The organism is Arthrospira sp. PCC 9901 (assembly GCF_059013425.1).
On sequence record NZ_CP102296.1, the window covers coordinates 4,825,899 to 4,841,679 of the forward strand.

Annotated in this window: 8 protein-coding genes, 3 tRNA genes and 2 rRNA genes; 6 read left to right on the forward strand and 7 right to left on the reverse strand. The window is 46.5% G+C overall.

The features are described 5' to 3' along the window. Positions 1-61: 61 nt before the first annotated feature. Complete coding sequence (rpsO, locus tag NLZ44_RS21395) at positions 62-331, reverse strand: 30S ribosomal protein S15 (protein ID WP_006617943.1); 270 nt, start codon at positions 329-331, stop codon at positions 62-64. A 285-nt stretch (positions 332-616) separates the two neighbouring features. Between rpsO and NLZ44_RS21400 the strand changes: the two genes are divergently transcribed. Beyond that, a complete protein-coding gene (locus tag NLZ44_RS21400; protein ID WP_493751092.1) occupies positions 617-1,720 on the forward strand; it encodes a mechanosensitive ion channel family protein in 1,104 nt (367 codons plus the stop codon). A gap of 23 nt (positions 1,721-1,743) precedes the next feature. Beyond that, positions 1,744-2,868 carry a mechanosensitive ion channel family protein gene (locus NLZ44_RS21405; RefSeq protein ID WP_493751093.1) on the forward strand — a complete coding sequence of 375 codons (1,125 nt, stop codon included), beginning with the start codon at positions 1,744-1,746 and terminating at the stop codon, positions 2,866-2,868. A 148-nt stretch (positions 2,869-3,016) separates the two neighbouring features. On the opposite strand, the gene NLZ44_RS21410 is transcribed toward NLZ44_RS21405, so the two are convergent. The 4 genes from NLZ44_RS21410 to NLZ44_RS21425 form a co-directional block, all read right to left on the reverse strand. Next, a 23S ribosomal RNA gene (locus tag NLZ44_RS21410) occupies positions 3,017-5,900 on the reverse strand. Between the two features lie 196 nt (positions 5,901-6,096). Then, positions 6,097-6,169: transfer RNA gene (locus NLZ44_RS21415), tRNA-Ala, on the reverse strand. Positions 6,170-6,184: 15 nt separating this feature from the next. Next, a tRNA-Ile gene (locus NLZ44_RS21420) sits at positions 6,185-6,258 on the reverse strand. Between the two features lie 114 nt (positions 6,259-6,372). Further along, positions 6,373-7,861 (reverse strand): 16S ribosomal RNA (locus tag NLZ44_RS21425). Together the 16S and 23S rRNA genes with 2 tRNA genes alongside form the textbook arrangement of a ribosomal RNA operon. Positions 7,862-8,558: 697 nt before the next feature. On the opposite strand from NLZ44_RS21425, the gene NLZ44_RS21430 reads away from it, so the two are divergent. Further along, complete coding sequence (locus NLZ44_RS21430; protein ID WP_493751094.1) at positions 8,559-11,003, forward strand: CHAT domain-containing protein; 2,445 nt, start codon at positions 8,559-8,561, stop codon at positions 11,001-11,003. A 19-nt stretch (positions 11,004-11,022) separates the two neighbouring features. Here NLZ44_RS21430 and NLZ44_RS21435 read toward each other — a convergent pair. Next, positions 11,023-11,094: transfer RNA gene (locus NLZ44_RS21435), tRNA-Gly, on the reverse strand. Positions 11,095-11,306: 212 nt separating this feature from the next. Next, complete coding sequence (locus NLZ44_RS21440) at positions 11,307-12,932, reverse strand: mechanosensitive ion channel family protein (protein ID WP_493751095.1); 1,626 nt, start codon at positions 12,930-12,932, stop codon at positions 11,307-11,309. 176 nt (positions 12,933-13,108) lie between these two features. Here NLZ44_RS21440 and NLZ44_RS21445 point away from each other — a divergent pair, with 176 nt between their 5' ends. The 3 genes from NLZ44_RS21445 to NLZ44_RS21455 are packed head-to-tail and all read left to right on the forward strand — an operon-like array spanning position 13,109 to position 15,624. Continuing rightward, positions 13,109-13,753 carry a histidine phosphatase family protein gene (locus tag NLZ44_RS21445; protein ID WP_493753051.1) on the forward strand — a complete coding sequence of 215 codons (645 nt, stop codon included), beginning with the start codon at positions 13,109-13,111 and terminating at the stop codon, positions 13,751-13,753. Between the two features lie 40 nt (positions 13,754-13,793). Further along, entirely contained in the window at positions 13,794-14,558 is a 765-nt protein-coding gene (locus NLZ44_RS21450) for a YebC/PmpR family DNA-binding transcriptional regulator (protein WP_006626134.1), read from the forward strand. A gap of 55 nt (positions 14,559-14,613) precedes the next feature. Then, complete coding sequence (locus NLZ44_RS21455) at positions 14,614-15,624, forward strand: aspartyl protease family protein (protein WP_493751096.1); 1,011 nt, start codon at positions 14,614-14,616, stop codon at positions 15,622-15,624. The last annotated feature ends 157 nt before the right edge of the window (positions 15,625-15,781 follow it).

Below are 15,781 nucleotides of genomic sequence, written 5' to 3' on the forward strand. Positions count from 1 at the left end.
TGTGAGTGCTGTGGGTGGGTTGACAGGAATTTAGTATGAGCGGGTAAATCTGCTATCGGATTTAGCCCCGGATTCCCAAACGGGTGATCAGTTCGCGATAGCGTTGCTGATCCTGTTTATTAATATAGGCTAATAATCTTTTTCTGCGTCCGATAATCTGGAGAAGACCACGACGGGAAGCGTGATCATGCTTATTGGCTTTGAGGTGTTGGCTGAGTCGGTTAATTCTTTCGGTGAGCATGGCTACCTGTAGATCGGAAGATCCGGTGTCTGTTTCGTGAGCTTGATGCTCGGCCATGATTTTTTGCTTATCTTGTTGTGTCAGAGCCATAGTTGAGAATTTTACGGTTGGTTAAATTTACACAATTCTTTATCTTAGCATATTGTAGCTTGGGCAGATGGTGCTGAGAAGAATTTATGCCTGGAGATGGATGCCACTAGGTGCGATCGCCCTTTATAATTAGATCAGGTACTCTGGTTGAGTCTGGTTCTGGTAAAGGATTGCGGGTTAACGGGTTAACTGGTGATGGCGATGTCTGATACACACATTCACCACTAATGGATGCCTTGATATCTTCTCAACGAGTCCTGGTTATGGTTGAGAGTTGAATGGTTTATGGTTGAAACAACATCAGATGCGATCATTTTGGGGTTTAATCCCATCCTGAAATTGGCATTACTACTGTTGGGGTTAATCTCGGCTTTGGGCGGTTTATGGCTACTAGCGAAACTATGGCGAATGGCGATCGCTAAGTTTATTCCTGAAGAACGCATATCTAGTTATTCCAAGATTTTATCATCTTATAAAATCCCTGCCGCTGTGGCTGTATTGTTGGTAATCATTGAAATTTTATGGCTTAATTCTCCCTTCATAATTTATCTGGGTTTCCTAGAAGTTATCATCAGTTTATCCCTAACTATTCTGCTCAGTTGGTTGGCTTCTCAAATATTTAAGAGATTTTTTGACTTATATATTATTGACGTAGCCTCAAAACAAGGTCGCAATATTAACAGTGAGTTTTTATTGGTAGGCAAAATTCTAGCCAACTGCGTAATTATTCTAGTCGCAATTGTTGTATTTGCTCAGACTCACCAAATTAATATTGTCGGATTAATTGCTAGTTTAGGGGTAGGTGGTTTGGCTGTCGCTTTTGCAGCTCAAAATACCCTCAGCCAAATTCTAGGGGGAATTGTTCTGTATCTGGATCGCCCGTTTGTCGTTGATGATTATATCGGTTTACCTGATGGGACTTTCGGGCGGGTAGAATCTTTGGGATTGCGATCGACCAAAATTCGCACATCAGGAAAAGGAACCATAGTTATAGTCCCTAATAGTTCCCTAACTCAACTCAGTATAGAAAACTATACCGGAGCCAGAAAAATTATATCAATCCTAGGATTAACCTTTCATTCTGCCATTGACTCTGATGAACAAGCTCTCATCCGTCAAGTAATTTTAGAAAGCACTAAAAACACCTTTGGTATTGACCCTAGAGGCACCGATGTTAGCTTTAAGAATTTACAGCAAATCACCGGAGAAAACAAAACTCAAGCCCAAGTAACCTTCTTTATATTAGGTGCAAATCGTAATAACTTAGAACTGCGCCGTCAGATGCTAGACCTAGCAAGTCAAGACATTAGCATGAATTTACAGCAATACGGAATCGCCTTTGATATCGACGATCAAAATATTTACGTTGATTCACCCATCACAGTCTAATTACAGTTAAAACGCTAAATACCATGTGGAACCCCATTGATCCTGATGCCGCAATTTTTGATATTATTCAGGAATATTCTATTCCTAAGCCGCTGATTTTCATAATCTTTGTATTGATATCTTGCTTAATAGGAAAATACACCCCTAGCCTCATACAATATATTATTAGGCGGGCTATACCTATAAATGGCAAAGAAATTTCCGAGAACTTTGTGCGACCGATCCAACAACCTTTTAGGATGGTTGGCATTTTTACTCTGATTTCTATGTCAATGATTTGGTTAGAAGAAAATCGGGCTTTATATCGTTTTATTCGCCCCTTTGTTAGTCTAGCCCTAATTGCTAGTATAGCCTGGTTAGCCTCCCGGTTATTTAGGCAATTGGTGCGGATTTATGGTATTCCGATTATCCGAAAATATGGCATGGAAGTTGACGAGACTTTTTTGGTATTTGAAACCATTGCCAATGTTTTAATTGGATTTACAGCAGCCGTAGCATTTGCCCAAAGTCAACAACTGCCCCTAGGTGCATTAGTAGCAGGGGCTTCAGTAAGTGGTTTAGCGGTAGCATTTGCTGCCCAAAGTACCTTAGAACAGATTTTAGGCACAATAGTTTTACGTTTAGATCGTCCGTTTGTCCGTGGAGAATACATCCGACTGCCAAAACGTGGTGATGATCTTGAGGGTATTTATGGGAGAGTAGAATCTATTGGGTTACGGTCTACTAAAATTCGGATTGCGGCTAAGGGAACCTTGGCAATTATTCCCAACTCTAATTTAATGAGGCTGGCGATCGAAAATATCAGTCGTGGTAAAAAAGTGATGGTTTTACTATATCTGGATTTTATCACTCAACTTGACGATCGCGAACAGGCTTTAGTAGAACAAGCCATTAAAGAATGTACCGATTCAGTATTTGGTATAGACCCCGGAAGCACCCAGATTTCGCTATTTAATTATGGAGAAACGGGTAATCTTCGCGCTAGGGTGACATTCTTTATTTTAGGTTCTAGTGAAAATGCCATTTCACTGCGTAAGAGTTTACTAGCATCAACTAATCAAAGTTTGACGGAAAGACTCAAGCGGTATGGCATTAAGTACAATATGCAAGAACCGAATATTTATGTTGAGTCTCCTGTGACGATTTAATATGAAGTCGGCTTGTATTAAGCCGACACTTTGATGCCAATAAAAAACAAAGCCTCAATCAAATGAAGAAAGAGGCAGAGTCATCATATTAAATTGTAGTGTAGAAACCAAACCCTAAAGGCTGCATAGAGAAAAAGCGAGTGTAAAAGAGGTCAAGCCCTCGGTCTGTTAGTGTGCCTCGGCTACATCCATTACTGGACTTCCACCTGACATCTATTAACGGGTAATCTTCCCGTGACCTTACCTGGCTAACCCAGTGAGAGCACTCATCTTGAGGTGGGCTTCCCACTTAGATGCTTTCAGCGGTTATCCGCTCCGCACATGGCTACCCTGCGTTTACCGTTGGCACGATAACAGGTACACCAGCGGTGCGTCCTTCCCGGTCCTCTCGTACTAGGGAAGGCTCCTCTCAATGCTCTTACGCCTGCACCGGATATGGACCGAACTGTCTCACGACGTTCTGAACCCAGCTCACGTACCGCTTTAATGGGCGAACAGCCCAACCCTTGGGACGTACTACCGCCCCAGGTTGCGATGAGCCGACATCGAGGTGCCAAACCTCCCCGTCGATGTGAACTCTTGGGGGAGATCAGCCTGTTATCCCTAGAGTAACTTTTATCCGTTGAGCGACGGCCTTTCCACGCAGCACCGTCGGATCACTAAGGCCGACTTTCGTCCCTGCTCGACTTGTAGGTCTTGCAGTCAAGCTCCCTTATGCCTTTGCACTCTACGGCTGATTTCCAACCAGCCTGAGGGAACCCTTGCGCGCCTCCGTTACCATTTAGGAGGCGACCGCCCCAGTCAAACTGCCCCCCTGAAACTGTCTCTTTCCCGGATAACGGGAAAAGGTTAGAATTCTAGCCTCGCCAGAGTGGTATCTCACCGATGGCTCAGAATCCCCCACAAGGAATTCTTCACAGCCTCCCACCTATCCTGCGCAAGCGAAGCCCGAACCCAATTCCAGGCTACAGTAAAGCTTCATAGGGTCTTTCTGTCCGGGTGCAGGTAGTCCGTATCTTCACAGACAATTCTATTTCGCCGAGTCTCTCTCCGAGACAGCGCCCAGATCGTTACGCCTTTCGTGCGGGTCGGAACTTACCCGACAAGGAATTTCGCTACCTTAGGACCGTTATAGTTACGGCCGCCGTTCACCGGGGCTTCGGTCATCAGCTTCAGATTACTCCTAACCGACTTCCTTAACCTTCCGGCACTGGGCAGGCGTCAGCCCCCATACATCGTCTTGCGACTTAGCGGAGACCTGTGTTTTTGGTAAACAGTCGCCTGGGCCTCTTCAGTGCCACCTACCTTTCGGCAGGCACTCCTTCTCCCGAAGTTACGGAGCCATTTTGCCGAGTTCCTTAGAGAGAGTTATCTCGCGCCCCTTAGTATTCTCAACCACCCCACCTGTGTCGGTTTCGGGTACAGGCATTTACAGTTTAAGATGTATAGGGCTTTTCTAGGAAGCCTGATGACTATCACTTCCCCGCCGTAGCGGGTCGGACTCGTGCCTCAGCTCAGTCTGTTTTCACCAGACCTCAACACCTCGAACACTTGCACCGGTAACCAACATCCGGATGACGAACACCTACTTCGTCCCCCTTCATCAACTGCAAACGGTACGGGAATGTTAACCCGTTGTCCATCGACTACGCTTTTCAGCCTCGCCTTAGGTCCTGACTAACCCTCCGCGGACGAGCCGTCCGGAGGAACCCTTAGGGTTTCGGGGTGTGGGATTCTCACCCACATTTTCGCTACTTAAGCCGACATTCTCACTTCTGATTCGTCCACACCTGCTTGCCGCTAGTGCTTCACACTACTACAGAACGCTCCCCTACCAATAGTTGCCTATTCCACAGCTTCGGTACACTACTTAGCCCCGTTCATTTTCGGCGCAGGAGCGCTTGACCAGTGAGCTATTACGCACTCTTTTAAGGATGGCTGCTTCTAGGCAAACCTCCTGGTTGTCTGGGCACTCCCACCTCCTTTATCACTTAGTAGTGATTTGGGGACCTTAGCTGGTGGTCTGGGCTGTTTCCCTCTTGACGATGAAGCTTATCCCCCACCGTCTCACTGGTTGAGTGTACCCCTGGTATTCAGAGTTTGTCTCGATTTGAGTACCGCTCTCGCAGCCCGCACCGAAACAGTGCTTTACCCCCAGGTTTAAACCTCAACCGCTGCGCCTCAACGCATTTCGGGGAGAACCAGCTAGCTCCGGGTTCGATTGGCATTTCACCCCTAACCACACCTCATCCGCCGATTTTTCAACATCGGTCGGTTCGGACCTCCACTTGGTTTTACCCAAGCTTCATCCTGGACATGGTTAGATCACCCGGGTTCGGGTCTACAAATCATGACGTAACGCCCTATTCAGACTCGCTTTCGCTTGGGCTTCAACCTATTGGGTCTTAACCTGCCATAACTTGTAACTCGCCGGCTCATGCTTCAACAGGCACGCGGTCAGACGTTAAATCGTCCTCCCACTGCTTGTAGGCTAACGGTTTCAGGTTCTATTTCACTCCCCTTCCGGGGTTCTTTTCACCTTTCCCTCACGGTACTGGTTCTCTATCGGTCACACAGGAGTATTTAGCCTTACCTCGTGGTCGAGGCGGATTCACACGGAATTTCACGGGCTCCGTGCTACTCGGGATACAGTCGAGCCGTTTTGGCTTTCGACTACAGGACTTTCACCTTCTCTGGTGCAGTATTCAACTGCTTCGTCTAGCCTCGGCGGTCTCTGATGACTGTCCCACAACCCCAACGGGAAATCCCATTGGTTTAGGCTGTTTCCCGTTCGCTCACCACTACTTGGGAAATCGCTATTGCTTTCTCTTCCTCCGGCTACTAAGATGTTTCAGTTCACCGGGTTCGCTCATACTCGCCTATGGATTCAGCGAGCTGTTTCTGGGTTGCCCCATTCGGACATCTTCGGCTCAAAGCTTGCTTCCAGCTCCCCGAAGCCTTTCGTGGGTCGCCACGTCCTTCATCGCCTCTGTGTGCCTAGGAATCCACCGTTAGCCCTTTGTAGCTTGACCTACATTGGAATTGTCTTTACGACGTTTTCCTACACCATTATGCTTTTCTCTATGCAGTTTTCAAGGTTCTGACTGGAACAGATGTCCAGCTATCTAGTCCTAGATTAACATCTACAGACTTAGGAGCTGTACAGTGATAAATTGACTATCAGAGGAAATCCGATCTCACCCCAACTAGCACCTAATTAAAGGAGAGTGGAGGTAAGCGGACTCGAACCGCTGACTTCTGCCGTGCAAAGGCAGCGCTCTACCAACTGAGCTATACCCCCAGTTTGGGGTGGATGTGAGCCATCCTGGACTTGAACCAGGGACCTCACCCTTATCAGGGGTGCGCTCTAACCACCTGAGCTAATAGCCCATAACACGAACCCTAAAGTTTGAAAGCTCTCTGACCGCCCCATCCGACCTAAGGATGACCTCAAGACACGGCTATAGTTGTTAAGGCACGATATCCTGAAGTAGGTCTCCCTAAAAAGGAGGTGATCCAGCCACACCTTCCGGTACGGCTACCTTGTTACGACTTCACCCCAGTCATCAGCCCTGCCTTCGGCATCCTCCTCCGCGAACGGTTAGAGTAACGACTTCGGGCGTGGCTAACTTCCATGGTGTGACGGGCGGTGTGTACAAGGCCCGGGAACGGATTCACCGCAGTATGCTGACCTGCGATTACTAGCGATTCCTCCTTCATGCAGGCGAGTTGCAGCCTGCAATCTGAACTGAGGAGAGGTTTACGGGATTGGCTCAGACTCGCGTCTTGGCTACCCTTTGTCCCCCCCATTGTAGTACGTGTGTAGCCCAGGACGTAAGGGGCATGATGACTTGACGTCATCCCCACCTTCCTCCGGTTTGTCACCGGCAGTCTCCCTAAAGTGCCCAACTAAATGATGGCAACTAAGGACGAGGGTTGCGCTCGTTGCGGGACTTAACCCAACATCTCACGACACGAGCTGACGACAGCCATGCACCACCTGTGTTCCGGCTCCCGAAGGCACTCTCGGCTTTCACCAAGATTCCGGACATGTCAAGCCCTGGTAAGGTTCTTCGCGTTGCATCGAATTAAACCACATACTCCACCGCTTGTGCGGGCCCCCGTCAATTCCTTTGAGTTTCACACTTGCGTGCGTACTCCCCAGGCGGGAAACTTAACGCGTTAGCTTCGGCACAGCCCGGGTCGATACAGGCTACACCTAGTTTCCATCGTTTACGGCTAGGACTACTGGGGTATCTAATCCCATTCGCTCCCCTAGCTTTCGTCCCTCAGTGTCAGTTGCGGCCCAGCAGAGCGCTTTCGCCACCGGTGTTCTTCCCGATATCTACGCATTTCACCGCTACACCGGGAATTCCCTCTGCCCCTACCGCACTCTAGCTGTTCAGTTTCCACTGCCTTTCAGTAGTTAAGCCACTGTCTTTGACAGCAGACTTGAACAGCCACCTACGGACGCTTTACGCCCAATCATTCCGGATAACGCTTGCCTCCTCCGTATTACCGCGGCTGCTGGCACGGAGTTAGCCGAGGCTTATTCCTCAAGTACCGTCATTGTGTTCTTCCTTGAGAAAAGGGGTTTACAACCCAAGAGCCTTCCTCCCCCACGCGGTCTTGCTCCGTCAGGCTTGCGCCCATTGCGGAAAATTCCCCACTGCTGCCTCCCGTAGGAGTCTGGGCCGTGTCTCAGTCCCAGTGTGGCTGATCATCCTCTCAGACCAGCTACTGATCGTCGCCTTGGTGAGCCTTTACCTCACCAACTAGCTAATCAGACGCGAGCTCATCTCCCGACGATAAATCTTTTACCTTTCGGCTCATCCGGGATTAGCAGAAGTTTCCCTCTGTTGTCCCCGACCGGGAGCCAGATTCTCACGTGTTACTCACCCGTCCGCCACTAGCTCCGAAGAGCCCGTTCGACTTGCATGTGTTAAGCAGACCGCCAGCGTTCATCCTGAGCCAGGATCAAACTCTCCGTGTTGTCGGCACTAAGACCGATTTTTTGGATTTCACGAGTTCAGCTTGCTTTTTCTGAACTCCTGGCTTATACTGTGGCTAACTCTCAGGTAAACCTGAGTAGTAGCCGATAAATTCATTGACCTGGGGTGGTCATTAAGCTTTCAAACTATTAGTTTTTCTAGGTTCGGGCGCGTTCCGGTTCGTTGCCTCCCCTTCGAGCGCATTTACCAATGTATATTACCTAACTAGGTTTGTCAACCCTTTTTCCCAAAAAATTTTGACTTTTTTTGAGTGATACCCCAAAAACCCCACTACACAAGGGTTTTCCCTGAAAAAAATTTTTAGAAATCCGGGAGAGTTGAAGGTGGCGGAGCGGATAACTATGAACGCGGGGAAGTGGGGCTAGGGTGGTTGTCTGATAGTCTCGGATGTAAGGGCCACATGATAAGGGGCCATATTATGGGACGGGTGACTTAATATATAGAGGTGGCTCACTGCTATATGATCACTGCGACTATATATATAGAAGAAGATCTGGGTTTGAGGGGTGATCGGCTGGAAATTCGAGAAACTTGGGAGCAAATCGTTAGTTGTTGAAGTCATTACTAAGTAGGCGATGACTGACTAATCCCCGGATCCCCGTTGTAAAATGGAGGGGATATATATTTAAGTGAAGTTAAAAACGCTCTCGAACTGACCTAACTCTGAGACGGAGACCAATGACCCAGGAGTTTCTGATTTCTGTTACCCCAGTGGGGGATGATGAATATTTGGTACGGACGGAAAGAACACCGAAAGTGCCATCCGGTGTCCCGTTGGCGGAGGAACAGGTAAAGTGGCCAGTGGAAGAATGGCTACAATATACCCGTTATTTAATGAAAGATCCTCTATTGGAAGTGCTGGAGGGTTCATCATTAGCTATGCGGGGAGATGCTAAGGGGGGGCTAGTTTTAGCCAATGGGTCGCGGTCTTTGAGTTTAGTAGAACTGGGTCAAGAACTTTATAACAGTCTCTTCCAAGGGAGGCTGCGGGACAGTTGGGCGAGCGCCCAAGCGATCGCCTGTAATCGACAGAAACCTTTACAGTTGCGATTAGGTTTGAAAGGAAAACGGCTCAATAGCCTACCCTGGGAAGTCCTCCACGAAGGGGGAAGACCGCTGGCTACGGGATGTGATGTCTTTTTTTCTCGCTACCAACCAGAAAGCCGACTACGCCTACCCAGACATTCTGGGAAACCTAACCAACCTTTAAGAATTTTAATGGCGATCGCCGCCCCCAATGACCTAAATAGTTTACAACTGAAACAAGAGGCTCTACACCTGAAAGAGGAACTACAGCCGGAATTGAGTGATAATGGGGGATACCATAGTGCCATTGAGATTACGATATTAGAACAGCCTGATCGTCATCAAATCACCCAAGCCTTAGAACAGGGTCAATATCAGATATTTCATTATGCTGGACACAGCAGCTATACCTCGACGGGTGGCGCTTTATATTTGGTGAACGGTCGTACAGGATTAAGTGAAACCATCAGTGGGGATGATTTAGCGGGACTGCTGGTAAATAATGGTGTACTTCTAGCGGTATTAAACTCCTGTAGAGGTGCTTATAATAATCCCCTAGCGGATGCTAATGATCAAGCAGAACTTAACCTGGCAGAAGCATTAGTGCGGCGAGGAGTTCCCGGGGTGTTAGCGATGGCTGAACGCATTCCTGATGAGGTAGCTTTGACGCTAACGCGCCTGTTGTACCGCCAACTCAATCAAGGATTACCAATAGATTTAAGTTTAAGTCGGGCTAGACAGGGGCTAATTTCTGCCTATGGTTCCAATCAAATCTATTGGGCATTACCTGTATTGTACTTACACCATGAGTTTGATGGCATCTTAACACCAAATCCTAGGGCTGATTCAGGTAACTACCGGGAGGATATACAAGGGAGTAGTCCAGATATGTCTGAGGCTAACTATACAAACCTTTGGGAATTAGCAGACACTGAGGACTTGCTGGATGATGAGAGTTTTGATGAGACTTTAGACTTAGAAGGAAATGGGGAAGATTTGGGATTTATTGGGGATACTCTCCAACAACTTATGACACCTGGAATAGTTGGTGTTAATCAGAAAAATAGTGGTTCTGGTTCGCAGACAGTGTCCCGAAGCTATGATGGTGAGGCAAGGGATGATCAAAGGCGGGTTCAGGAGTCTGATAGTCCCAGAGGTTCCCAACGCCAGCTCAGTGGTGTGTTAGGACTGCTGCTGGTGATGATTTTATTACCGATCAGTTTCGGGGTGTGGATTTTCCGCGATCGCATTAATGATATGTTGGGCTATCCGTTAAGGGTTAATCAAACAATCAGCAATAATATCAATTCTTCAGAAACGTTAGCCACAGGTTTGGAAGATGCTACCACTGACAAAGTTTCAGGAATTGCGATCGAACAGTTTGATCGGGCTAATTTGGAAGCAGGGGTGCAGGCTACGGAAGAGTTATTAAATCGTGGGGCGCTAGCTGAAGCTCGTGCAGCTTTGTCTGTGGTTCCGTTTCAGTATGAAGACGAACCTGCTATCAATTTTTTACGGGGACGTTTAGCTTGGCAATCTATTGAGAGGGGTAATGCTGATTATAGTCTGGATGATGTGCGTCGATTTTGGGTGAGAGCAGTTGATGGGGAGCCAAATTCCCGGGAATATAACACAGCGTTAGGATTTGCTTACTATAGGTCGGGTGATTTACGACGGGCTTATCAAACTTGGTATCGTAGTTTGGAGTTAGCAGAGCCGATTTTAAGCTGGGAGGGAAGTTCTTTTAACGATCAATTAGCATCAGTGAATAAAGGAACATGGGCTTTGACTGGCGGAGATGTTCGCACTAAGGAGACAGACGTGGGCGAAGACAGGGATAGCTTAGATCATGTGGATGGTTCGACGCTGGAGAATATGGATGTGTTAAATGCCTATGCAGGTTTGGGATTGGTATTAATGAAATCGGCTGAGTCCCTAAGTGCTGATCAACAGGCGATAGAGTGGAGTAAGGCGCGTAAATTTAGAGATAAGGTGCTTTCAGAAGCACCGGAAGCGTTTAAACCTCATGCCCTAGGGTCCAAATGGCTGTGGTCAACAGACATGATGCGAGACTGGGAACTACTCCTACGGATATAGTTGGGTTATGGTCTTTGAAAGCGGGTAACGCGATTCGAACGCGCGACATTCACCTTGGCAAGGTGACGCTCTACCACTGAGCTATACCCGCATTTGACTTGACTTTAACTATACTGTCATAAAAATTTTAGTTTGTCAAGATTGTTTGGGAAAAAATTTGAGCAATCTTTAAGGGACTAGAAGGGACTAGGGATGAGACCCGGTGGCAGAGTCTGGTGATCTGATGGGTCAGAATCGGAAATAGAAAGGGGACACGGGTCATCAACTCCTGGTGGGGGGTGATATGAAGGGGATTTGATCTGACTATTGGTTTTTGGTCGCTAGGATTTTTTTGATAAATGCTTCCAACTCTGGGGATAACTCGAGGGGAACCTGACCTCGAATATGTAGATCCCGCTGAGGAAAGGGAATTTCAATATGGTGTTGTCGGAAGATCGCGTCAATTTGATAGTATAAATCGCTTTTAATGATAACTTGGCGGTTGGGATAGCGAGTCCAAACCCGCAGTTCAAAATCTAGGGAACTGTCGCCAAAACCTTTAAATAAAACTTGGGGGGAAGGAATGGTTAATACATCAGAATTTGCTTGGGCGACATCTAGGAGGCTTTTTCGCACCAATTCTACATCGGAACCGTAAGCGACCCCAAGGGGAAGTCGTAAACCGGAGAGGGAATTATCATGATCCCAGTTAATTAATTCGGATTCTAAAAAACGGGAGTTAGGAACAATAATAGACACTCTATCTAAGGTTTTAATGACGGTACTACGAGCGCCGACCCTTTCAACGGTTCCTTGATATTCTCCGACTTCAATAAAGTCTCCAATTTGAATTGGTCGCTCGAATAATAAGACTAAACCACTACCGAAATTTTTGGCGATATCCTGGAACCCAAAACCAATCCCGACACCAAATGCACTAGCTAGGATGGTGAGAGAACTAAGGTTTAAACCCCAAACTTGGAGGAGAACAATAGTACCAATAGAGATTAAGGAATATCTGACTATTACGGCGATGACTTCCTGAGCGCCTCGACCAATTCCGGTGGCTTCTAAAATACGCGATCGCAGAACATCAGCCAATAATTTTGCCCCAAAAACCAATGCCCATAATAGGAGTAATAAAACCAATAAATCGGGGAGGGAGTAAGATTTATTGTCTAGGTTAATAATATCGGAAGTCAAGGTAGCCAGGAGAGTTCCCCGAATTTGATAACTCCATTGTCTAGTTAGGGGAAATTGATTAGCTATATAAATAATAATAGCCAGCCATAAGCCCAATCTGACACTACCGAGAGTCAAATTAATAAAGATTTCAACACTATGATTATACTTTTTTTGGTCTTCTGGTGATAATTGAGATTGGGGCAAAAATGATGCCCAAAAACTGCGGAAATAATCTTTCCAAATTTTCCCTAAAATCCAATGAATAAATAGGGCTAAGAGTAAAATAGTGAGGGAACGGAATAAGGCGGTTCTGAGAAACTCGCTGGTGCGCTCTCTTTGACCGCGATTAATAGCCAACTGAATTTGACGTTGCCAGATTTGTGCTTGTTCGAGAACATCATTACCCGCGTCGGTATCTCGTTCGGTAACAGTCAATAAATATCCATCATTTAGCCAGAGAGTTGGTAAAATATCATCATTCCTAAGCGTGACTTGTATGGGGATAGGTGAACGAGCGGCTTCTAGTATTTTAGATTGAATGAGATTAGCCCGAAAATCCGCCGGATATCCTTCAGCATTACTAACTTTGAGTATGAGTCGTCCATCGAGGATGACGGGAGCGGTTTTAGAGTCTAAATTAATACCAAACCTATCTTGGCTATGGGCTGGATGTGCGGAAAAAATAGCGAGTAATACCGCGATTATTAAACCGATAAAAAAACCTAATATATAAGTACGTTTACGGCTGAAAGAGTTATTTAGCACGGCTTTTAGAGAATAATTATGAGACTGGGTAAGAACAGGGAACCCCTGTAGTAAATATTAGCGCTAATTTCCCAATCCTGTGGATGGTGTACGATCGCCACTAAGTTGGCTAAGGTTGTCAGGTGGACGAAAATCGGTATGATAGGGGAAGTTTTTTTGACATTACTACCCTAATCATGACTCAAACCGTTTGGATCGCTAGACACGGAAACCGGATTGATTTTGTCAATCCTGAATGGTTTAATACCGCAGAACGTCGTTATGACCCTCATCTGTCCCCGGACGGCTTGGTTCAGGCTAAACAATTAGCTAGACGACTGGTGGGGGAAGGAATCACCCAAATTTTCTCATCACCATTTCTGCGGACGGTTCAAACTGCGGAGGCGATCGCCAAAACCCTAGACCTACCCATAAAATTAGATTGGGGACTGGGAGAATGGCTAAATCCTGAATGGATGAAGGAAAGCCCGGAAATTCTCCCGCTGGAAACTCTGAGGGCTAAATTTCCGCCCATTGATACCACTTACCCCATGGGAACACCGAAGTATCCAGAAACTTGGGAGGAATGTTTGATGCGTACTAAAGAGGTGGTACAGCGTCTGGTGGCGGCTTATCCAGATGATAACTTATTATTAATAGGACATGGTGCATCAGTGTTAGGGACCGCAATGGGGCTAATTCCTACCCTACAGGAAACGGATATTCATGCGAGTTTATGCTGTTTGGTTAAATTAGTGCATAAACAAGGAGAATGGGTGATGGAACTTAATGGGGATACTTCCCATCTTAATGACACTGAAGAGGATATCCGTTTTAATTAATACTGAGTTTTTTGAGATTTGCAAAAATTGTTGATTAGGTATGGCTGGACACAGTAAATGGGCGAATATTAAACGCCAGAAAGCTAGGGTTGATGCGGTTAAAGGTAAGGTTTTTACGAAAATTTCTCGGGAAATTATTGTGGCGGCGCGACAAGGTGCTGATCCGGGGGGAAATTTTCAGTTAAGAACAGCTATTGAGAAGGCGAAGGCGGCGGGTATTCCTAATGAAAATATCGAAAGGGCGATCGCTAAAGGCTCCGGTACTTTTTCGGAGGGGTCGCAGTTGGAGTCTATCCGATATGAGGGTTATGGTATCGGTGGCGTGGCGGTTTTAATTGAGGGATTAACGGATAACCGGAACCGGACGGCGGCGGATCTGCGATCGGCTTTTACTAAGAATGGGGGAAACCTGGGGGAAACGGGTTGTGTGAGTTGGATGTTTGAACAAAAGGGGGTTGTAACTTTGGCGGGTCCTATTGATGAGGAGAAGTTGTTAGAGGCTTCTGTGGAAGGGGAGGCTGAGTCCTACGAGTTGACTCCTGTTGATGATACTGATGGGGTGGAAGTGTTTACAGTGGTGGAAAATTTGGAACATTTGAATCAGGTTTTAGATGATTTTGGGTTTCGGGTGGTGGAAGCCGAATTGCGTTGGATTCCTAGCAATATTGTGGAGATTGATGATGTGGAAAAAGCCCGATCGCTCATGAAGTTAATGAATGCTTTGGATGATTTGGATGATGTGCAAAATGTGACGGCTAATTTTGAGATGTCTGATAGTTGCTATGAGATGCTTTATGGTGCTTAATCGGCAATAATTAAGTAAGAATAAGTTTCTAAAAAAAGGTTGAGTGAGATGGTAAATGGGTAAATTATGGGATGGTTTGGGGGTAATATGTATAGTGGGTTTAACTACTGCTACTGTGGCGGTGGGGGCGGTGGGGGCGGTGTTCCCGTCGTTAAAATCTGGGTGGGATTTAAGGGCGATCGTCCAGTTGGAAGGGCTGAATTTACCCCGTCCTCAAACTACGGGAGAAAGCCAGGTTTCTCTGCATCCGATTGAGGGTAGTCAGGTGTTTGCGGTTGATGTGGAAATCGGGGAAAGTAGGGGGGGCTTTTTGTTTGATACGGGCGCTTCTACTACTATGGTGGGAAGTCCCTTAGTCGCCGATTTGGGATTGGTGGGAGAGGAAATTTCAGGCGATCGCGTTAAGTCAGCAGTAGCGGGTGATGATTGTCCAGAGATGGATGCAACTTTACATCTTCTTCCTACTCTGAAAATGGGGGAAGCACAGGTGATGGATTTACAGGTTTTGGAATTTGCTAATAAGACAATTCCTGATGGCTTATCTGGGGTGTTGGGAATGGATGTTTTGGCGGAATTTGATCTGATCGTAAATCCTGAAACTAGACAGCTTCAGCTTTTGTCACCCTCTCCTCTTCCCCCACATTTATCGGCGGCGGCGATACCTTTAAAAAGTCGTTTGGGGGTCATGTTAGCAGAGGTGGCGATCGCTGATCGGGGGTCGTTTACTTTTATGTTGGATACCGGGGCTGATACTATCTTTATTTCCGAAGATTTAGCCGATCGCTTGGAAATCGATCCAGCATCCCGTAGTCCTGTCCAGGTTTTGGGATTTTGTGGGTTAGAGGCGGCGACCCTATCAACCCTCGCCACCGTGGAATTAGGAACCCATAAACTAACAAATTTAGAGGCCGTGATTTTGTCCTCTCCCTCCGTTTTGGATATGTTAGAAGTTGATGGAATTTTGGGACAAACTTTTTTTAACAATTATCAACAATATTGGCGTTTTGATAGGCGATCGACATCATCAGAATGGGGCGGTAGTTTACTATTAAATCCCTATAGATAGGTTAAATCAAGCTGCTATAGCCATGGTTTTAATGATTTTCTAATCACCGAGAGAGACTAATAGTATTATATCGCAAGTTGGTGTAATCAGCAAACCTCTGATTATTAATTGTTAAGAGTTGGTGGCGATAGGACTCCCCCAAAATTGGCAAGTTTCA

Bases quoted from the DNA above. Each gene is read 5' to 3' on its own strand.
- NLZ44_RS21405 (WP_493751093.1), top strand. From the start codon at position 1,744: ATGTGGAACCCCATTGATCCTGATGCCGCAATTTTTGATATTATTCAG.
- NLZ44_RS21450 (WP_006626134.1), top strand. From the start codon at position 13,794: ATGGCTGGACACAGTAAATGGGCGAATATTAAACGCCAGAAAGCTAGG.
- NLZ44_RS21430 (WP_493751094.1), top strand. From the start codon at position 8,559: ATGACCCAGGAGTTTCTGATTTCTGTTACCCCAGTGGGGGATGATGAA.
- NLZ44_RS21455 (WP_493751096.1), top strand. From the start codon at position 14,614: ATGGGTAAATTATGGGATGGTTTGGGGGTAATATGTATAGTGGGTTTA.
- rpsO (WP_006617943.1), bottom strand. From the start codon at position 331: ATGGCTCTGACACAACAAGATAAGCAAAAAATCATGGCCGAGCATCAA.
- NLZ44_RS21400 (WP_493751092.1), top strand. From the start codon at position 617: ATGGTTGAAACAACATCAGATGCGATCATTTTGGGGTTTAATCCCATC.
- NLZ44_RS21445 (WP_493753051.1), top strand. From the start codon at position 13,109: ATGACTCAAACCGTTTGGATCGCTAGACACGGAAACCGGATTGATTTT.